The organism is Streptomyces alboniger, from assembly GCF_008704395.1.
Lineage (GTDB): Bacteria > Actinomycetota > Actinomycetes > Streptomycetales > Streptomycetaceae > Streptomyces > Streptomyces alboniger.
The window spans coordinates 2441161-2457618 of record NZ_CP023695.1; the positions used below are offsets into that span (position 1 = coordinate 2441161).

At 73.0% G+C, this 16458-nt stretch carries 13 protein-coding genes; 9 read left to right on the top strand and 4 right to left on the bottom strand.

All coding sequences use genetic code 11. The features are described from left to right. Positions 1–86: 86 nt before the first annotated feature. Positions 87–1118 (bottom strand): NADP-dependent oxidoreductase, encoded by a 1032-nt coding sequence (locus CP975_RS10750; protein ID WP_055530323.1) that lies wholly within the window; start codon positions 1116–1118, stop codon positions 87–89. Positions 1119–1292: 174 nt separating this feature from the next. Here CP975_RS10750 and CP975_RS10755 point away from each other — a divergent pair, with 174 nt between their 5' ends. Continuing rightward, complete coding sequence (locus CP975_RS10755; protein ID WP_055530325.1) at positions 1293–1745, top strand: MarR family winged helix-turn-helix transcriptional regulator; 453 nt, start codon at positions 1293–1295, stop codon at positions 1743–1745. Positions 1746–1962: 217 nt separating this feature from the next. Further along, a complete protein-coding gene (locus CP975_RS10760) occupies positions 1963–2499 on the top strand; it encodes a DUF4232 domain-containing protein (RefSeq protein ID WP_150476810.1) in 537 nt (178 codons plus the stop codon). Between the two features lie 21 nt (positions 2500–2520). Here the strand turns inward: CP975_RS10760 and CP975_RS34995 are convergent, their stop codons facing one another. Continuing rightward, positions 2521–3300: an SCO2400 family protein gene (locus CP975_RS34995; RefSeq protein WP_167532632.1), complete on the bottom strand. Its 780-nt coding sequence runs from the start codon at positions 3298–3300 to the stop codon at positions 2521–2523. A 121-nt stretch (positions 3301–3421) separates the two neighbouring features. On the opposite strand from CP975_RS34995, the gene CP975_RS10775 reads away from it, so the two are divergent. Continuing rightward, positions 3422–4288 (top strand): YwqG family protein, encoded by an 867-nt coding sequence (locus tag CP975_RS10775; RefSeq protein ID WP_150476813.1) that lies wholly within the window; start codon positions 3422–3424, stop codon positions 4286–4288. 722 nt (positions 4289–5010) lie between these two features. On the opposite strand, the gene CP975_RS10780 is transcribed toward CP975_RS10775, so the two are convergent. Together CP975_RS10780 and CP975_RS35000 are read right to left on the bottom strand one after the other, a co-directional pair. Beyond that, positions 5011–6240: a PucR-like N-terminal domain-containing protein gene (locus CP975_RS10780; protein WP_055535990.1), complete on the bottom strand. Its 1230-nt coding sequence runs from the start codon at positions 6238–6240 to the stop codon at positions 5011–5013. A gap of 129 nt (positions 6241–6369) precedes the next feature. Further along, positions 6370–6522 carry a hypothetical protein gene (locus CP975_RS35000; RefSeq protein ID WP_167532680.1) on the bottom strand — a complete coding sequence of 51 codons (153 nt, stop codon included), beginning with the start codon at positions 6520–6522 and terminating at the stop codon, positions 6370–6372. Between the two features lie 228 nt (positions 6523–6750). Here CP975_RS35000 and pgfA point away from each other — a divergent pair, with 228 nt between their 5' ends. From pgfA to CP975_RS10810, 6 genes are all read left to right on the top strand, one after another. Further along, positions 6751–7803: a cell envelope lipid trafficking protein PgfA gene (gene pgfA, locus CP975_RS10785; protein WP_055535988.1), complete on the top strand. Its 1053-nt coding sequence runs from the start codon at positions 6751–6753 to the stop codon at positions 7801–7803. Positions 7804–8069: 266 nt separating this feature from the next. Further along, positions 8070–9278, top strand: coding sequence for a glycosyltransferase family 4 protein (locus tag CP975_RS10790; RefSeq protein ID WP_055535989.1), 1209 nt, complete (start codon positions 8070–8072; stop codon positions 9276–9278). Beyond that, entirely contained in the window at positions 9275–10003 is a 729-nt protein-coding gene (locus tag CP975_RS10795; protein WP_246201462.1) for a class I SAM-dependent methyltransferase, read from the top strand. Before CP975_RS10790 ends, CP975_RS10795 begins: the two co-directional genes overlap by 4 nt. Then, positions 10000–14286, top strand: coding sequence for an alpha-(1->3)-arabinofuranosyltransferase (locus CP975_RS10800; protein ID WP_150476814.1), 4287 nt, complete (start codon positions 10000–10002; stop codon positions 14284–14286). Before CP975_RS10795 ends, CP975_RS10800 begins: the two co-directional genes overlap by 4 nt. Then, the gene (locus CP975_RS10805) at positions 14283–15713 is read left to right on the top strand and encodes a condensation protein (protein ID WP_150476815.1); all 1431 of its coding nucleotides are present in this window, start codon (positions 14283–14285) and stop codon (positions 15711–15713) included. The genes CP975_RS10800 and CP975_RS10805 overlap by 4 nt, the downstream gene beginning before the upstream one ends. Next, on the top strand, positions 15710–16447 hold the full coding sequence (locus CP975_RS10810; RefSeq protein WP_030793610.1) for a class I SAM-dependent methyltransferase: 738 nt from the start codon (positions 15710–15712) through the stop codon (positions 16445–16447). Before CP975_RS10805 ends, CP975_RS10810 begins: the two co-directional genes overlap by 4 nt. Positions 16448–16458: the final 11 nt, after the last annotated feature.

The following is a 16458-nucleotide window of genomic DNA, read 5'->3' on the forward strand; positions in this document are numbered from 1 at the left end:
CCACACCGCGGCCAAGTGGAATCAGGTTATCGGATGCCGGAAGACCAAGGGGGGTGCCCTGTCCGGGCCGGGTCGGGACGGGCACCTCAGACGAGGGAGACGATCATCTTTCCGGTGTTCTCGCCGCGGAGCATGCCGAGGAAGGCCTCCACGCCGTTCTCGACGCCCTCGACGACCGTCTCGCGGTGCTTGAGTTCACCGGAGCGGATCCAGGCGCCGACCTCGCGGACGAACTGCGGCTGGAGCGCGTTGTGGTCCTGCACGAGCATGCCCTGGATGCGCAGCCGCTTGCCGATGACCAGGGCGAGGTTGCGCGGAGCCGGGGTCGGCTCCTTCTCGTTGTAGCTGGCGATCATGCCGCAGACGGTGATGCGGCCGTGCACGTTCAGGCGGCTGATGGCGGCTTCCAGGTGCTCGCCGCCGACGTTGTCGAAGTAGACGTCGATGCCGTCGGGGGCGGCTTCCTTGAGCTGCTCGGCGACCGGCTTGTCGTCCTTGTAGTTGAAGGCCGCGTCGAAGCCGTACTCCTCGACGAGCAGCTTCACCTTGTCGTCCGACCCCGCCGAGCCGATGACGCGCGAGGCACCCTTCAGCTTGGCGATCTGGCCGACCTGGCTGCCGACGGCACCCGCCGCGCCTGAGACGAAGACCGCGTCACCCTCCTTGAAGGAGGCCACTTCGAGCAGCCCGGCGTAGGCGGTCATGCCCGGCATGCCGAGCACACCGAGGTAGGCGGAGAGCGGCGCGGCCTGGGCATCGACCTTGGTGGCGTGCCGGGCGGGCACGGAGGCGTACTCGCGCCAGCCCGCGAAGTGCAGCACGTGGTCGCCCACCGCGAAGCCCTCGGCGTTGGAGGCGACGACCTCGCCGACCGCGCCGCCCTCCATGGGCTGGTCGAGCTGGAACGGCGGGACGTACGACTTCACGTCGTTCATCCGGCCCCGCATGTACGGGTCCACCGAGAAGTGGAGGTTGCGGACCAGGACGCGGCCCTCGGCGGGGGCGGTGACGGGGGCCTCGCGCAGCGCGAAGTCCTCCGGAACCGGCCAGCCGTCGGGGCGGCGGACCAGGTGCCACTCACGGCTGACGGAGGGGAGCTGCTCGGGGGTGACGGACATGGGGCGTCCTCCTCTTGCTTACGTACGGGGTTCTGGCCGTTGCTTGCCTGCGGGGGGCTGAGCGCGGGCCGCGCGGCCCGCTGGGCCCGCCGGGCCGGAAAAATGCTTCAGTTGATGAAACAACCATGCTCCTGGATATTTCATGATGTCAAGTAACCGGGTAGCCTGGTCATCATGGCCACGAGTAGCTCGCGTACCCCTTCACCTCGCGCCGACCCGCTGACGCTCCAGGTCGTCGAGCTGATCGGCGCTGTCGTGGGGCGCTACCACGAGGAGTACGAGGAGGCGGCGGCCGAGCACTCGCTGACCGGTGCGCAGGCGCGCGTCCTGGGGCTGCTCTTCATCGAACCTATGCCCATGCGCCGCATCGCGCAGAAGCTGAAGTGCGAGCCGTCGAACATCACGGGCATCGTCGACCGGCTGGAGGCCCGCGGCCTCGTCGAGCGGCGGCCCGACCCCGCCGACCGGCGCGTGAAGCTCGCGGCGCCGACCGCCGAGGGCGCGGACGTGGCCCGCGGGCTGCGCGACTCCCTGAACTTCGCGCGCGAGCCGCTGGCGGAGCTGTCCCACGAGGAGCGGCTCTCACTGCGGGACCTGCTGCGGAGGATGCTGGGCGAGGAGGCGTAGCAGGAAGCGGGGTGCGGCCGGTACGGCCGGGGGCGACCGCCCGTCGTTCCGGAAGCGCATTCCAGGGCGTGAGTGTTTGTGCTGGTCAGCGGGTGTTCCAGCGTTCCAGTGTCCCGTGTCGGCGGCCCGTTGTGGCGGGCGGGACGGGTCGCGGCGGACGCTGTGGCCGTCCGAGCAGCCCGCCGGACGACCACTCTTTGCACTCTTGGAGTTCTCGATGCGCTCGCGTCTCGCCGCCCGTTCCACCCGCCTCGTCCTGACCACCGTCGCCGCCGCGGCCCTCACCGCCACCGCGACCGGCGCCGCCCTCGCCGCCGTGGGCGGCCAGAGCACGGCCCATGCCGTCGAGCAGGCCTGCGGAACCAACGATCTGACCTTCAAGATCACCGAGAAGACGCAGGCCGGCGGGTATCTCCTCGTGACCGCCAAGGCCAGGCCCGGCATCACCTGCTACCTGGACGGAACCACCCCCTCCGCGTCCTTCGGATCCTCCGCGGACTCGGAGGTCACCCCCGCCGAGCAGGGCATGACCGAGAACGTCAAGCTCTCCGGTTCCGCCGCCGCCTACGCCGGCATCAACCCCAAGACCACCGACGACGACTACGGCATCGAATTCGAGCAGCTCTTCCTCGCCGTCGCCGGTGACGAGGACAACACCGTCACCCTCCGCCTGCCCAGCCCCACCCTGATCGACAAGCCGGTCTCCACCAACTGGCACGCGAACCCCGCGGACGCCGTTCCCTTCTCCAGCTGACCCGCGCCGACCGGCTCCGCGTCACCTGCACCACCACAGGAAGCGGTCGCACGTCTCGGTCGGCTCCGGTTCGGGGGTGGGCCGCGGGTTCTCCGAGGTCGGCGGGGGCTGGGTGGGGGCGGGAGTGCCAGGGGTACCGGCCGGGGCGTCGGGGGCGTCGGGGGCGTCCGGCGAGGAGGGGGCCGGCCCGTCCGCGGTCTCTTCGCGCTCCCGCCCTTCCCGCGCCGCCGCCCTCTCCTCCTTCCCCTTCGCCCTCTCCCTGTCCTTCTCCCTCTCTCGCTCCTTCTTCGCCTTGTCCTTCTTCTCCTCGTCGTCCTCGCCCTTCGTGGCGGACGGCGAGTCGGAGGTGCCCGTCGCGTCCGCCGCCGGTAGGGCGTCGCCCGGGGCCGCGGACCGGCTCGGGGCCGGGCCGGTCCCGTCGTCCGGGGCGGACGCGGCGGTGGGGTCCCCCAAGCCCAAGGGCCCCTCGGCGCCCAGCTCGGCCAGGCTCAGGCCGCCCGCCGCGAGCGCGAGGCCGGCGGTGGCGAGCAGGAGCTTGCGGCGCCTGCGCCGGTGCGCCCTGCGGCCGCGTTCCCCGCGTCCGCCTTCCTTGCGTCCGCTCTCCGTGCGACTGCTTTCCTTGCGGCGGGCGCGGCTGCGGGGCCGCCGTGCCTCCTCGTCGTACGGGTCCTCGCTGCCGCCCGGTTCCCCGCGCGCGGCGACGGCCCGCCCGTACTCCCGGCAGGATTCGGCCGGGGTTCCGCACCCCGGGCAGGCGAGGGCGCCGTTGAGGTGCCTGCGGCACGGGTGGCAGTAGTCCATGAGGCATGGAGGCTAGGTGGCAGGCCGTCGGCAGCGGAAGCCGCCGCTGTGAAAGTTGTGTGCGGAATCAATAACTCCGGGCGCGGCGGCGTTGTCAGTGGCAGGAGGCATGATCGGTGGCATGACGCAGAACTCCTCCGGCGTGCTGCACGCCCTCGCCCATGAGCACCTTCCCTCCGACGTGGCCGAGCGGTGGCTCGGGCTGCTGCGGCCCGGCATCCGGCTCGCCCCGGCGGGTGGAGACGAGGCGGTGGTGGGGCAGTTGGGCGGGGAGCCCAGGCTTCCGGATGACGTGGAGTGGCCGGAGTGGGAGGGGCACGGACCGCTGTCGTTCGTCGCCTCGGTGGACTGCGCGGCGCTGCCCGCGGAGGTGCTCGACGTGCCGTTCCCCGCGGCGGGGACGCTCGCCTTCTTCTACTTCGACGGCCAACTGGACGACGGGGACGCCGTGGTGGACGTGGACGACGTCCCGTCGAGGGCGGGGGCTCGCGTGCTGTACGTGCCTGCGGGAGTACAGGTCACCGCGCGGGACACGCCGGAGGAGCTGGACGCCTACCCCCATGTCCCGCTGGCCGCGCGGGTGGAGCTCACGGTGACCGAGCCGACGCATCCGCAGGTCCAGCGAGTCTTCGCGCCCGGCGCGCAGCCCTTTCAGAATTACGAACACCCCTTGTGCGCCGACGCGTTCGTCGAGGCCCTCTGGGAGTGCGACGCCGAGGCGGGCCACCAGCTCGGCGGTACGCCGCAGTCGGTACAGGGACCTGTCGAGCTGGAGGTGGCCAGGGCGGCGCTGGGGCAGGGGCTGGACTGGCACGACCCCCGGCTCATCGACGAGATGGACGAGTGGGTGCTGCTCGCGCAGTTCGACACGGACGAGGCGGCGGACATGATGTGGGGCGACGACGGCTGCCTCTACTGGCTCATACGCCCGGCCGACCTGGCGGAACTCCGCTTCGACCGGGCGCTGTTCACCTGGCAGTGCTGCTGAGCGGTCCGCGCGGCGGGGCTCGTGACGGGCCCGCCTGACGATGCGGCTGACCGGCTCGCCCCCGGCGGGGCTACTGACGGGCCCGCCCGGCGGCGCTCCTCACCGGCCCGCCCGACAGTACTGCTGAGCGGTCCGCCCGACGGTGCCGCCGCCCCCACCCGACGATGCCGCTGACCGGTCCCGGTACCGCTGAACCCGCCCGGCAGTGCTGCTGAGCGGTCCGCGCGGCGGCGCTCCTGACTGGCCCGCCCGGCAGTGCTGCTGAACGGCCGCGCGGCGGCCCGCCCGACCGGCCCGCCCGACGACGCCGCTGAGCGGTCCGTCCGACGGTGCCGCTGAGCGGTCCGGCTGTACTGCTGAGCAGCCCGCCCCGCGGCACTCCTGACCGGCCGCCCGACGAGGCCGCTGACTGGCCTGCCCGACGATGCCGCCGCCCCCGCCCGGCAGTACTGCTGACCGGACCACCCGGCGGCGCTCCCGACCGGCCCGCCCGGCGAAGCCGCTGACCGGCCACGCCCGGCGGCGTCGTCGGGCGTGGCCGGGCGGTGGCTCGGGCTGATGCGGGCCGGGGTCCGGCGTGCCCCGGCGGGCAAAGACGCGGCGGTGGCTCGGGCTGGTGTGGGTCGCGGTCCGGTGCGCCCCTGGGGGCAAAGACGCGGCGGGGGGCGGACCGTTGGGCGGGGAGCCCCTGCTCGGTCCGTCCGGCGGAGCCCTCGGCTGGGTTAGACCCGGCCCAGCAGGCCCCTCAATCGTCGTGCCCGCAATACCAGTTCCAGCTCGAAGCGGCGGTCCGGGTCGTCGATCTCGTCGCCCCACAGCTCCCTGATCTGGCGCAGGCGGTAGCGGACCGTCTGGGGGTGGACGCCGAGGCGGGCCGCCACCTCGGGGGCGCCGCCGCGGGTCTCCAGCCAGGCGAGGAGGGTCTCGGCGAGGCGGCGGCCGTGGGCGGGGCCGCAGTGGTTCAGCGGGGCCAGGCAGCGACGGGCGAGGTCCTCGATCAGCTCCTCGGGCTGGAGGAGCACCAGGGCCTCGGTGTGCTCGGTGCAGTGCAGGACCTCACCGGAGGGCAGCAGGCCGCGCTCCATGAGCCGCACCGCCGCCTCCGCCCAGCGCAGCGACTTCGCGGCGTCGGCGAGCGGCACGGGCGGGCCGATGGCGCCCGACCAGCCGGTCATGGCGCGGCGCAGCAGTTCGGGGCGCCCGGCGGCCTCGGGGTCGGGCACGACCATGCGGGGCTGCTCGGCCTCCATGTCGAGCAGGACGCCCTCCCCGACGGCGGGCGCCACGGCCTCCGGCGCGGGGCGCAGCAGGACGCCCACGGCGACGCGGTCCGGCAGCTGCCAGCCGACCCGGGCGGCCCGCTCCCCGAGGGCGTTGCCGAAGGGCGCCGGGCCGGAGCCGGTACCGGGTGCCGTGCCGCCGCCACCGGTGGATTCGGCGCGCCGCTCCGACAGCAGCAGCTCCATCAGCTTGCGTTGCAGCCGCAGCCGCTCGCCCGCCTCCCGTGCGGCGGCCTCGGCGTATCCGCGTACGGACTGGTCGACCAGGCCGTCCAGGTACTCGAAGCCCGACTCGGCGAGTTCGTACATGGCCGGGGGCGGGATCTCGATCTGCTGGCCGATCTCGGCGAGGCGGCGCCAGGCGAGGCGTACGCCGAGACGGTAGATCGCCTGGAGCGAGTCGAGGCTGCGGCCGTGCAGGCCCTCCCCGCGCCCGAATTCCTGGAAGACCTCCAGGTGGTAGCGGGGCCGCCCTTCCTGGGACGCCAGCTGCTGGACGAAGCCTTCGAGGGCGCGGCGTATGCCGACCAGCGCCATGGGCTCACCCGAGTCGTCCAGGACGACGGGCAGCCCGGGGTACTCGGCCCGGATCTCGCGCAGGATGTCCTGGGCGAGGGAGGGCACCTCCTCCAGGGCGAGCGCGGCGAAGCGCCGCACCTGCCGGGGCGGCACGTCCCGCCAGGCCGAGCGCCCGGACGCGGAGCCCTGGCCCCCGGCGGGAGCGCCCGCGGCGGGAGCGCCCCCGGGGGTAGCGGCCCCGGCGGCTTCGGCGGGCTGGATGTCGGTCGCGGCCACGGTGGCTCACTGACCCCGCGACGGTGTGTCGTAGTGGACCAGCGGCGTGTTGGGCTGGTCCGGCGTGGCGTCGAGGAGCGCGACGATGCCGAGGGCGGCGCCCACGGCGAGCAGCGCCCCGGCGGCGACGGTGAGTGATGCGGCGAGCAGTCGGTGCATGGCGAGGGCCAGCCTCTCTGTCGGAGGTCGTCCCCACCCTGGGCACGCAGGCGGCCATGACCACGCGGTGTCGGTCATGAATGTCCTGGTCGCACAGTCCCGGCCGGCCCCGTCCGGCAAGGGCCCAGTCTCTGCATCCATTGACACCTAGTCAAGGGTCGGCCTACGGTCCCCGCCCATACATACGGCTCGGTAACACTTCTCCCGCCCATAGCCCAGGAGTGCCCCATGCGCCGCACCACCTCGCCATTTTCCCTGGTCATTCTCGGTCTTGGCGCGTTTCTTCTGGTCCTGGCCCCGATGCTGGCCTGGTACGTGGAACCACGCGCCAAAAGAACACCGACCGATATCGATACGATCACCGTCTTCAAGGGCAAAGGAAGCTATTTCGACACCGCGAAGGTCAAGACGGTTCACGACAAGAACCTCACCATCACCCGCCAGGTGCGCGGCGACGTCGCCGACAGCGAGGAGAGCGGACGGGCCGTCTGGGACGTGTCGACGTCCGTCGACCCGGACAAATCGCTGCCCGCGGCCGACCCGCACGACTCGCTCCAGTGGACGGTGGAACGCTGGGTCACCGACCGGAGGACGAACAAGCCGGTGCACTGCTGCGGCGAGCAGCCGCGGTTCGAGGGCGAGGCCTACCTGAAGTTCCCCTTCGACGTGGAGAAGCGCTCCTACCGCTGGTGGGACAACACGCTCGGGGCGACCGTGCCGCTCACGTACCGGGGCACCAAGAAGATCCAGGGGTACGAGGGCTACCGCTTCACGGCGACGGTCGAGGCCACCAAGACCGGCACGCGCCAGGTGCCGGGCCGGCTGGTCGGCCAGCCGAAGAAGAGCCAGGTCATCGCGGATGAGTTCTACGCCAACCACGGCATCGAGCTGGTCGTCGACCAGCGCACGGGCCGGATCATCTACGCGGCGATCGGCCCCCGCAAGACGCTGCGCGCGCCGGGCTCCGACAAGGACGCGACGCTGCTGCTGGAGAGCAAGCGCATCGGCTTCACCACGGCGACGCAGAAGGCCCAGGTGAAGCTCGCCAAGGACGACAGCGACCGGCTGAAGCTGGTCGGCGAGACCCTTCCGGTGGCCGCAGGCGCGCTGGGCGCGGCGCTCGCCGTGACCGGGATCGTCCTGGTCGTACGAGGGCGCAGGAACGACGGGGCGGACGGCCCCGGTGGGCGTGACGGACACGACGGACACGACGGACCGGCGGAACCGGGAAGTCCGAATCCTGAACAGTCCCGAAGCGCCCTGCACCCCAGCACGATGTGATGAGGCGTCAGCTCGAAATGGCGCGGAAATTGTCACCTCGGTGAGTAGACCCCGGGTAACGGGCAGCGAAAACTAACCACCCCCACCCGAGCACAGTCCCCGCACCACCCCCGCACAGACCGGGCACAGCACCTTCGCAAGGCGACCCCACCGCCTCGCCGCCCGGCCCGTCGCACCCCGCAGTACCCCCGCAGCACCCCAGCAAGACCGTCCTGCCCGCCCGGACACCCCCACAGTTCCGCACCCTGAGACGAGTTGGAGCACGCATGCCCCAGCACGTACCGTCCTCGCTGCGCGCGGCCGCCCCGCGGCACGCGCAGCGACTGCCGGCGCCTCCCCCACAGCCGCGCCGGATCGTTTTTCTCGCCCACCGCGACCTGGACAACCCGGCCGCGGGCGGCTCCGAACTGCTCGTCGACCGGCTCGCCGACGGGCTCAGCAAACTGGGCCACCAGGTCACGCTGCTGTGCGGCGGCCCCGCGGCCTACCGCGACTACCGCGTGGTGTCCGCGGGCGGCGACCTCGGTCACTACCTGCGGGCCCGGTCCGCGTTCACCCGGCAGGTCGGCGACTGCGATCTGCTGGTGGAGGTCTGCAACGGCATGCCGTACCTGGCGCCGCTGTGGCACCGCGGGCCGACGCTGTGCCTGGTCAACCACGTCCACACCGATCTGTGGGGGATGCGCTTCCAAGGCGCGCTCGCCCCCGCGGCCCGGCTCGGCCGGAAGCTCGAACACTGGGCCCTGTCCGGGGCGCAGCGCGGCAACCTCCTGGTGGCCGTCTCGCCGTCGACGGCCACCGCGCTGCGGGCGATCGGGGTGGAGCGCGAGCGCATCCGGATCGTGCACAACGGCGTCGAGGAGCCGGGCCCGCTGCACGCCCGCTCCGACGAGCCGCTGTTCCTGGCGATGGGACGTCTGGTCGAGTACAAGCGGATCGATCTGCTCCTGCGCCTGTGGGAGCGGGTCAGGCCCGTTACGGGCGGCCGTCTCGTGATCGTGGGCGACGGCCCCGAGCGGCAGCGCCTGGAACAGCTCGCCGGTCCCGGTGTGGAGTTCCGGGGCCATGTCTCCGAGGCGGAGAAGCATCGGCTGCTCTGCGAGGCCTGGATGCTGCTGCATCCGTCGGCCGTGGAGGGCTGGGGCCTGGTCATCACCGAGGCGGCGACGCGTTCGACGCCCTCGGTCGGCTTCGACGTCCCCGGTGTCCGTGACTCCATAGAGGACGGCGTGACCGGTCTGCTCGCACGCGGCGAGTCCTCCTTCGCCGCCGCCTGGTGCACGCTGGCGCTCAGCGCCGAGCGCCGCAGGGCGCTCGGCAAGGCCGCCGGCGAGCGGGCCACCCAGTTCCGCTGGGGCAACACCGTGCGGCAGTTCCAGGCCGTGGCGGCCGAGGCGGTCGCCGCCCACCACGCGCCCGCCGGGCCGCCCGCCCATGCGCCCGCCGGGCCCCCGACCGCACAGGGGACTTCGTGAAAGACCCGTCCCTGCGTCGCTCCGCCACGCTCTTCCGCGCCTTCATGCGCGAACAGCAGGAGCCGGAGCGCTGCTACACCCTCCTCGCCAAGGACGCCGCCGACCAGGTGGAGGCGTACGTCAAGGTGAAGGACCGCGTCGTCCTCGACATCGGCGGCGGCGGCGGTTACTTCACCGAGGAGTTCCGCCGGCGCGGCGCGCAGAGTTATCTCTTCGAGCCCGATCTCACGGAGATGACGGCGTCGGGCACCAAGCCCCCCGAGGGCTCGGTGCTCGCCGACGGCTATCTGCTGCCGCTGGCCGACGAGGTCGCCGACGTCACGTTCTCCTCGAACGTCCTGGAGCACGTCGACGACCCGCAGACGTTCCTGAGCGAGATGGTCCGGGTCACCAGGCCCGGCGGTCTCATCTACGTCTCGTTCACCAACTGGCTCTCCCCCTGGGGCGGTCACGAGTGGGCGCCCTGGCACTACCTGGGCGCCGACCGGGCCCGCGCCCGCTATGAAAGACGTACCGGAAAAGCCGCGAAACACACGCTCGGCGAGAACCTCTTCGCACATCACGTCGGAACGACCCTGCGCCAGGTGCGGGGCCGTTCCGACGTGGACGTGGTGTCGGCACGTTCGCGCTACTGGCCTTTCCTGGCCGGGGCGATCACCAAGGTGCCGGGTGTGCGCGAGTTCGCGACCTGGAACCTCCTTCTCATTCTCAGGCGGTGTCCATGACCACGGTCCAGGCCCCACCCCCGGCCTCCGTGCGGCCCACGACCGACGCCCCTGAACCCTCGCGGGGGCCGCGCTCGCGGCGCTGGCTGCTGGGGTTCTGGGCCGTGGTGTTCGTGCTGTTCCTCGCGGTGAAGCCGGGGCGGATGACGTTCGACACCAAGCTCGGTGTCACCGTCGACCCCTGGCAGTTCCTCTCCGACCTCGGCCAGCTCTGGCACGACCGCGGCGGCTTCGGCGGGATCCAGGACCAGTACGTCGGGTACGCGTTCCCGATGCTGCCGTTCTACGGCCTGGCGGATCTCGTACGGCTGCCGGTCTGGTTCGCCGAGCGGCTGTGGCTCTCGCTGATCGTGGCGGTGGCCTTCTGGGGCGCCCTGCGCCTCGCCGAACGCCTGGGCATCGGCAGCCGGCACAGCAGGCTGCTCGGCGCGGTGGTCTACGCGCTGTGGCCCACCTTCACGGTGGTCGTCGGCTCCACGTCGGCCGCGGCGCTGCCCGGCGCGTTCCTGCCGTGGGTGCTGCTGCCGCTGACCAACGAGCGGATCAGCGCGCGCCTCGCCGCCTGCCGCTCGGCGCTGATCATCCCCTTCATGGGCGGCGTGAACGCGGCGGCGACCCTCGCCTCGCTGCTCCCGGTCGCCCTCTTCCTCCTCTCGCGCCCGAACGGCCCGCGCAAGCGGAAGCTGATCACCTGGTGGGTGCCGGGCGTCATCCTCGCCACCGCCTGGTGGATCGTGCCGCTGCTGATGCTCGGCATCCACGGCGAGAACTTCCTCCCGTACGTGGAGAACTCCGCCACCACCACCGGCACCATGTCGGCGACCGAGACGCTGCGCGGCGCCGGTAACTGGGTGGCGTACCTCAACTTCGGCGAGGCGTGGCTGCCGGCCGGCTGGACGGTGGCGACGGCCGTCGTGACCGTCGTCTGCTCGGCGCTCGCCGCCGCCCTCGGACTCGCGGGGCTCGCCCGGCGCGATCTGCCCGAGCGGCGCTGGCTGGTCCTGACCGTCCTCTCGGTCGTCCTGATCACGCTGGCCGGGTACGGAGGCGCGTTCGGCGCGCCCTTCCACGAGACCGTCCAGTCCTGGCTGAACGGCGGGCTCGTCCCCTTCCGCAACATCTACAAGTTCCAGACGGGTCTCGCGCTCGCGCTGGCCTTCGGCCTGATGCACGTGGCGGGCGTCGCCGCGCAGGCGCGCGGGGCCCGGCCGGTGCGCGGGAGACGGTACGCGCCGCTGATAGCCGCGGTGCTGGTGCTGCCCGGTCTGGCCTGGCCGTACCTCAACGGCTCGATCCTCCAGCCCGGTTCGTTCCAGAAGCTGCCCACGTACTGGCAGACGACGGCGAACTGGCTGGAGAAGTACTCCCCCGACTCCCGTGCCCTCGTCGTCCCGGCGACCGCGCACGGCATCTACACCTGGGGCTCCCCCATCGACCAGCCCCTCGACGTGCTCGCCGAGTCGCGCTGGGCGCAGCGCGACTACGTGCCGTTCGGCACGCCGGGCAACCGCCGCGCGATGGACGCGGTCGAGCAGGCGCTGATGACCGGCGGCGAAGTGCCGGGCCTGTCCGACTACCTGACCCGCGCCGGGCTCTACTACGTCGTCGTACGCAACGACCTCGACCCGGACCAGGTCGGCCACGTCCCGACCTCGACGGTCAAGCGCACCCTGGAGGAGTCCGGCTTCAGCCGTGTCACCGGCTTCGGGCCCAAGACCACCGGCGGCACGATCCCCGACGACACGCCGCTCCAGGTGGAGGGCCTCTACCCGCGCGATCGCGCCGTGGAGATCTACGCCCCCGGCGAGGACGCCGAGCGCCCCGGCCAGGCCGGTCTGAAGCCCGTGTCCAACACGGCGGTCGTCAGCGGAGGCCCCGAGTCTTTGCTGCCGCTCTCCGCCGACCCCTCGATGCGGGACCGCCCGGCGGTCCTGACCGGCGACAACCACCCGGGCGTCGGGACCCCCGGCCTCCAGGCGGTCGGTGACGGGCTGCGCCGCGCCGACACCCGGTTCGGCCTGGTCAACTCCAATACGTCGTACACCTACGGCCCCGACGAGCGGAACGCGCCCGACGCGGTCCAGGACCCCGGCAAGAAGCCGCACCAGATCCTGCCGACCGACGGCGTCGAGCACCAGACGACGGCGGAGCTGCGCGGCGCCAAGTCGGTGTCGGCCTCCTCCTACGGCAACTGGCTCTTCCACCTGCCGCAGTACGACCCGGTGAACGCCTTCGACGGCGACCCGGCCACGGCCTGGGCCGAGGGCGGTTCCGGCGGCGCGGACGGCGAGTGGATCAAGGCCGACTTCAACTCCGAGATCACCGTCCCCTCCTCCTTCCGCATCACCCCGCTGCCGCAGGACGGCGTGCGGGCCGCGCCCACCCGGGTGCGCGTGGAGACCGAGCGGGGCAGTGTCACCAGCTCCCTCCAGCCCGACGGCACACCGCAGCGCGTCAAGGCCCGCGCGGGCGCCACCGACTGGATCAAGATCACGATCGTGGACACGCAGGAGGCACGCCCCGGTCTGACGGGCGCGGGCTTCTCGGAGATCACCCTCCCCGAGGTGCGCGTCACCAAGCTCCTCCAGCTGCCGAAGGACGCCGAGAAGGCGTCCGGCGCCGAGGCGACGACGTACTCGCTGCACCGCTCCTCGGACCCGAACGCCCTCTCGCCGGTCAACGCCGAGGCGGGCCTGCACCGCCGCTTCACGACCACGGGCTCCGGTGAGTACGAGGTGAAGGCGAGCGCGGTGGCCGTGCCGGGCAGCGCGCTGGACGAGCTGCTCTACAAGGTGGCTCCCGAGCAGAAGCAGCAGATCATCGCCACGGCCGACTCCACGGCCAGGCTCGGCAGGGGTCTGTCGCCGCGCAACCTCACCGACGGCGACCTGACCACGGCGTGGATCGCGGGCACCGACAACCGTCCGGTGGTCCGCCTCAAGTGGCCGGACAAGAAGCCGGTGGGCGAGATCGTGCTGCCCGCCGCGGGCGGTCTGTCCACCCGCCCCGAGAAGATCGAGATCAGCTCGCCGGACGGCGCGGCGACCGCGAGCGTCGACGAGAACGGCATCGCGCGCTTCACTCCGATCACCACGGACCAGCTGGACATCACCATCACCAAGACGGCGCCGCTGACGGTCCACAACCCGGTGGCGGACGACAACCTCCAGCTGCCGGTGGGCCTCACCGAGGTCTACGTCCCGGCCCTCGACGAGTACCGCACGCCGCAGCCCGACGCGTCGGAGCGCTTCTCCCTGCCCTGTGGCCAGGGCCCGGCGATGTCGATCGACGGCGAGCTGTACGAGACGAGCGCCAAGGGCAAGGTCCGTGACCTCACCGAGCGCAGGCCGGTCGAGATCAGCCTGTGCCAGCGCGGTGCGAAGGACACGGCGGTACGCCTGGACGCGGGAGCGCACAGCGTCGAGACCGGGGACGCGGGTCCGCTCGCCGTCATGGACGCCTCGCTCACCCGGGGCACTCCCGGCGAGCTGGACAGGACAGCCCGTGAGCTGAAGATCAAGGACTGGCTCGGCGACCGCCGCGAGGTGAGCGTCGGTGCGGGAGCGGCCTCGTACCTGACGACGTACGAGAACGTGAACGACGGCTGGAAGGCGACCCTCAACGGCAAGGAGCTGACCTCGCTGCGGCTCGACGGCTGGCAGCAGGGCTGGCTCGTGCCCAAGGGCGAGGGCGGCACGGTGAAGCTCAGCTACGAGCCGTCGCAGACGTACGAGATCGGGCTGATCCTGGCCGGTGTCGGCGTCCTCGCGCTGGTCGGGCTGGTCCTCGTCCGGCGCCGCGAGCCCAACACGGACGCGCTGACCCCGGCGCCTCCCGCCCCGGGTCCGATCCTCGGCACGGTGGCGCTGACGCTGGTGGCCGTGGTCATCGCGGGCCCGTTCGCCCTGCTCGTCCCCGCCCTCGCGCTGCTGGCCTGGTGGCGGCACGCGCTCCTGGTGCCGATCGCGTTCGCGGCGATGGCGGGCGCGGGCGTCGCGGCGGCGATCGGCGCCGGGGAAGCCGTCGGCGCCGAGCGGGGCGCCTTCGGTCCGGTGGCCCAACTCCTCGCGCTCATCGCGCTGTTCGCGGCGCTGGTGACCGTGCGGGAGCGTTCCGCACGGGCGGAGACCGCCGATACGTTGGTGTACGGGCCGGGCGGCGGTGCCGCTCCGGGGCAGCCGGCGTATCCCCCGGCGCCGCCCGGGGCCGGCCCCACGGTCTCGGCCCGGGGCCCCGAGGCGGGGCAGGCGCCGCCCACGACCGGAGAAGGCACGCAGCGATGACCGCACTGGAACACCCGGCACGGCGTGCGGACGGCCCCGGCCGGCCGCCCGCGCGCGTGCCGTTCCCCGTCGTCGACGAGGTCTCCCGGCACTGCCTCCAGGAGGAGGAGCCGGAGACCGTGCACATCGAGGTGCACCTGCCGGGCACCCCGGACCCGGCCCGGCTGCGGGCCGCGTTCCACGAGGCCCTGCGCCGCCACCCCCGCATCCTGATGCGGGAGGCGCGGGGCCCGTGGTACCGCCGCCGCTACGAGTGGGAACTGACCGCGGACGCCGACGCGGAGGTGGTGACGTTCCCGGCCCCGGAGCGGGACGCCCTCAAGCGGGCCCGCGAAAGAGCACTCGCCGAGGCGCCGCCCCTCACGTCCTCGCCGCCGATCCGCCTGGAGGTGGTGTCGGCCGGGTCCGACGCCGCCTCCGGGCGGGGTGAGGACACGCCCGAGGACCCGCCCGCCGACGGGGACGCCCCCGTCGGCCCCGGCACCGTCCTGTTCCTGACCATCAACCACACCGCCCTCGACGGCCCCGCCTGCCTCCGCGTGCTCGCGACCGCCGCCGAGATCTACGGGGGACGGGACAACTCCCCCGCCGCGCCGCCCACCCGTACGCCGGACACCGCCGGAGCCGTCCCCCAGCCCCCGGCAGACGCGCCCTCCGGGTGGGCGCCCCCGGCCCGGGTGGCGAAGGGGTCGCCCGAGCCCTCCCCGGGCAACGGCATGCTGGTCGCGGAGCTGCCCGTGCCGCGGCGCCCCAAGGGGTCGCCGTTCACCGTGAACGACCAGCTCATGGTGGCGACCGCGCTGATGATCGCCCACTGGAACCGCGAACACGGCGACCGGCCGCGCCCCTTGCGCATCACGATGCCGGTGGACGACCGGCCCCGCGACGCGACCATGCCGATCGGCAACGGCACGCGGTTGGTCGAAGTTCCGTTCGCGGCCGGCGAGTTGGCCCACCGCGACTGGACTCCGGACGCGATCCGCGATCTGCTGCGCCGCACCTCCGACCGCACCCGCGCCCTCAAGGCCCTGGCCCGGCCCCAACTGGGCCACGGCGCGGCCCTGTTGACCGCGCCGGTGCTCCCGGTGACCCTCAGGGCGGCCGTCACGCGCGGCCTGCGCCGCGCCGCCGCGCCCTGGACGTCGACCACGCTCCTGAGCAACATCGGCCGCATCCCGTACGCCCTGGACTTCGGCGACGCGGGCCGCGCGCACGCCGTGTGGTTCTCCGCCCCGGCCCGCCTGCCGCGCGGCCTCACCGTGACCACCGCGTCCACGGCGGGCCGCCTGCACCTCGCCCTGCGCTGGTCGAAGACGCTGCTGAGCCACGGGGACGGGGCCCACCTGCGGGACCTGTTCGAGCACTATCTGCACGCCACGGAACACACGGAACACACCGAGACCGAGGAGAGGGGGCGGGCCCAGTGACCACCACGACCGACAAGCCCCCGGCCGGGCTCCGCGACTTCTACGAGAACCCGGCCGTCCCGGTGGCGTCCGGCGACGCCCGCAGCCTGCGCCAGGCCCGCATCCTCGCCGACGCCCTCGGCCCCGCCACGGCCGGCGCCGCCACGGTCCTCGACATCGGCTGCGGCGACGGCTCCGCCGCCGCGACCGCGGCACCGCTCCTGGCGGGCCACCGCGTCATCGGCGTCGACTGGTCGCAGGACGCCCTCAAGCGCGCCCACGCCCACCTGCCCTACGTCGTACGCGGTGAACTCACCGACGGCGGGCTGCCGTTCGCCGACAAGACGGCCGACGCCGTGCTGTTCAGCGAGGTCATCGAGCACCTGGTGGACCCGGACAGCGCGCTGGACGAGCTGAGAAGGGTCCTCAGGCCTGGGGGGCACCTCATGCTGTCCACCCCCAACCTCGCGGCCTGGTACAACCGCGGCCTGCTCCTCGCCGGGGTGCAGCCGGTCTTCTCCGAGGTGAGCCTGCGCGGCATCCACGGCCGCCCCGGCAAGGAGGTCGTGGGCCACCTGCGGCTCTACACCGCCCGCGCCCTGCGGGAGTTCGTCGCGGCGAGCGGCTTCACGGTCGTAGGCCTGTCAGGTGCGCCCTTCCACGGCGTGCCGCGCCCGCTGCGGGCCCTGGACCGGCTCGCCTGCGCCGTGCCGAGCGCCTCCTCCATCCTGCTGCTGCACGCCCGAAGGACTTGAGTCCCATGTGG

Coding starts and splice junctions, on each gene's coding strand:
- CP975_RS10800 (WP_150476814.1), top strand. CDS start 10,000: ATGACCACGGTCCAGGCCCCACCCCCGGCCTCCGTGCGGCCCACGACC.
- CP975_RS10750 (WP_055530323.1), bottom strand. CDS start 1,118: ATGTCCGTCACCCCCGAGCAGCTCCCCTCCGTCAGCCGTGAGTGGCAC.
- CP975_RS10755 (WP_055530325.1), top strand. CDS start 1,293: ATGGCCACGAGTAGCTCGCGTACCCCTTCACCTCGCGCCGACCCGCTG.
- CP975_RS10760 (WP_150476810.1), top strand. CDS start 1,963: ATGCGCTCGCGTCTCGCCGCCCGTTCCACCCGCCTCGTCCTGACCACC.
- CP975_RS10790 (WP_055535989.1), top strand. CDS start 8,070: ATGCCCCAGCACGTACCGTCCTCGCTGCGCGCGGCCGCCCCGCGGCAC.
- pgfA (WP_055535988.1), top strand. CDS start 6,751: ATGCGCCGCACCACCTCGCCATTTTCCCTGGTCATTCTCGGTCTTGGC.
- CP975_RS34995 (WP_167532632.1), bottom strand. CDS start 3,300: ATGGACTACTGCCACCCGTGCCGCAGGCACCTCAACGGCGCCCTCGCC.
- CP975_RS35000 (WP_167532680.1), bottom strand. CDS start 6,522: ATGCACCGACTGCTCGCCGCATCACTCACCGTCGCCGCCGGGGCGCTG.
- CP975_RS10775 (WP_150476813.1), top strand. CDS start 3,422: ATGACGCAGAACTCCTCCGGCGTGCTGCACGCCCTCGCCCATGAGCAC.
- CP975_RS10805 (WP_150476815.1), top strand. CDS start 14,283: ATGACCGCACTGGAACACCCGGCACGGCGTGCGGACGGCCCCGGCCGG.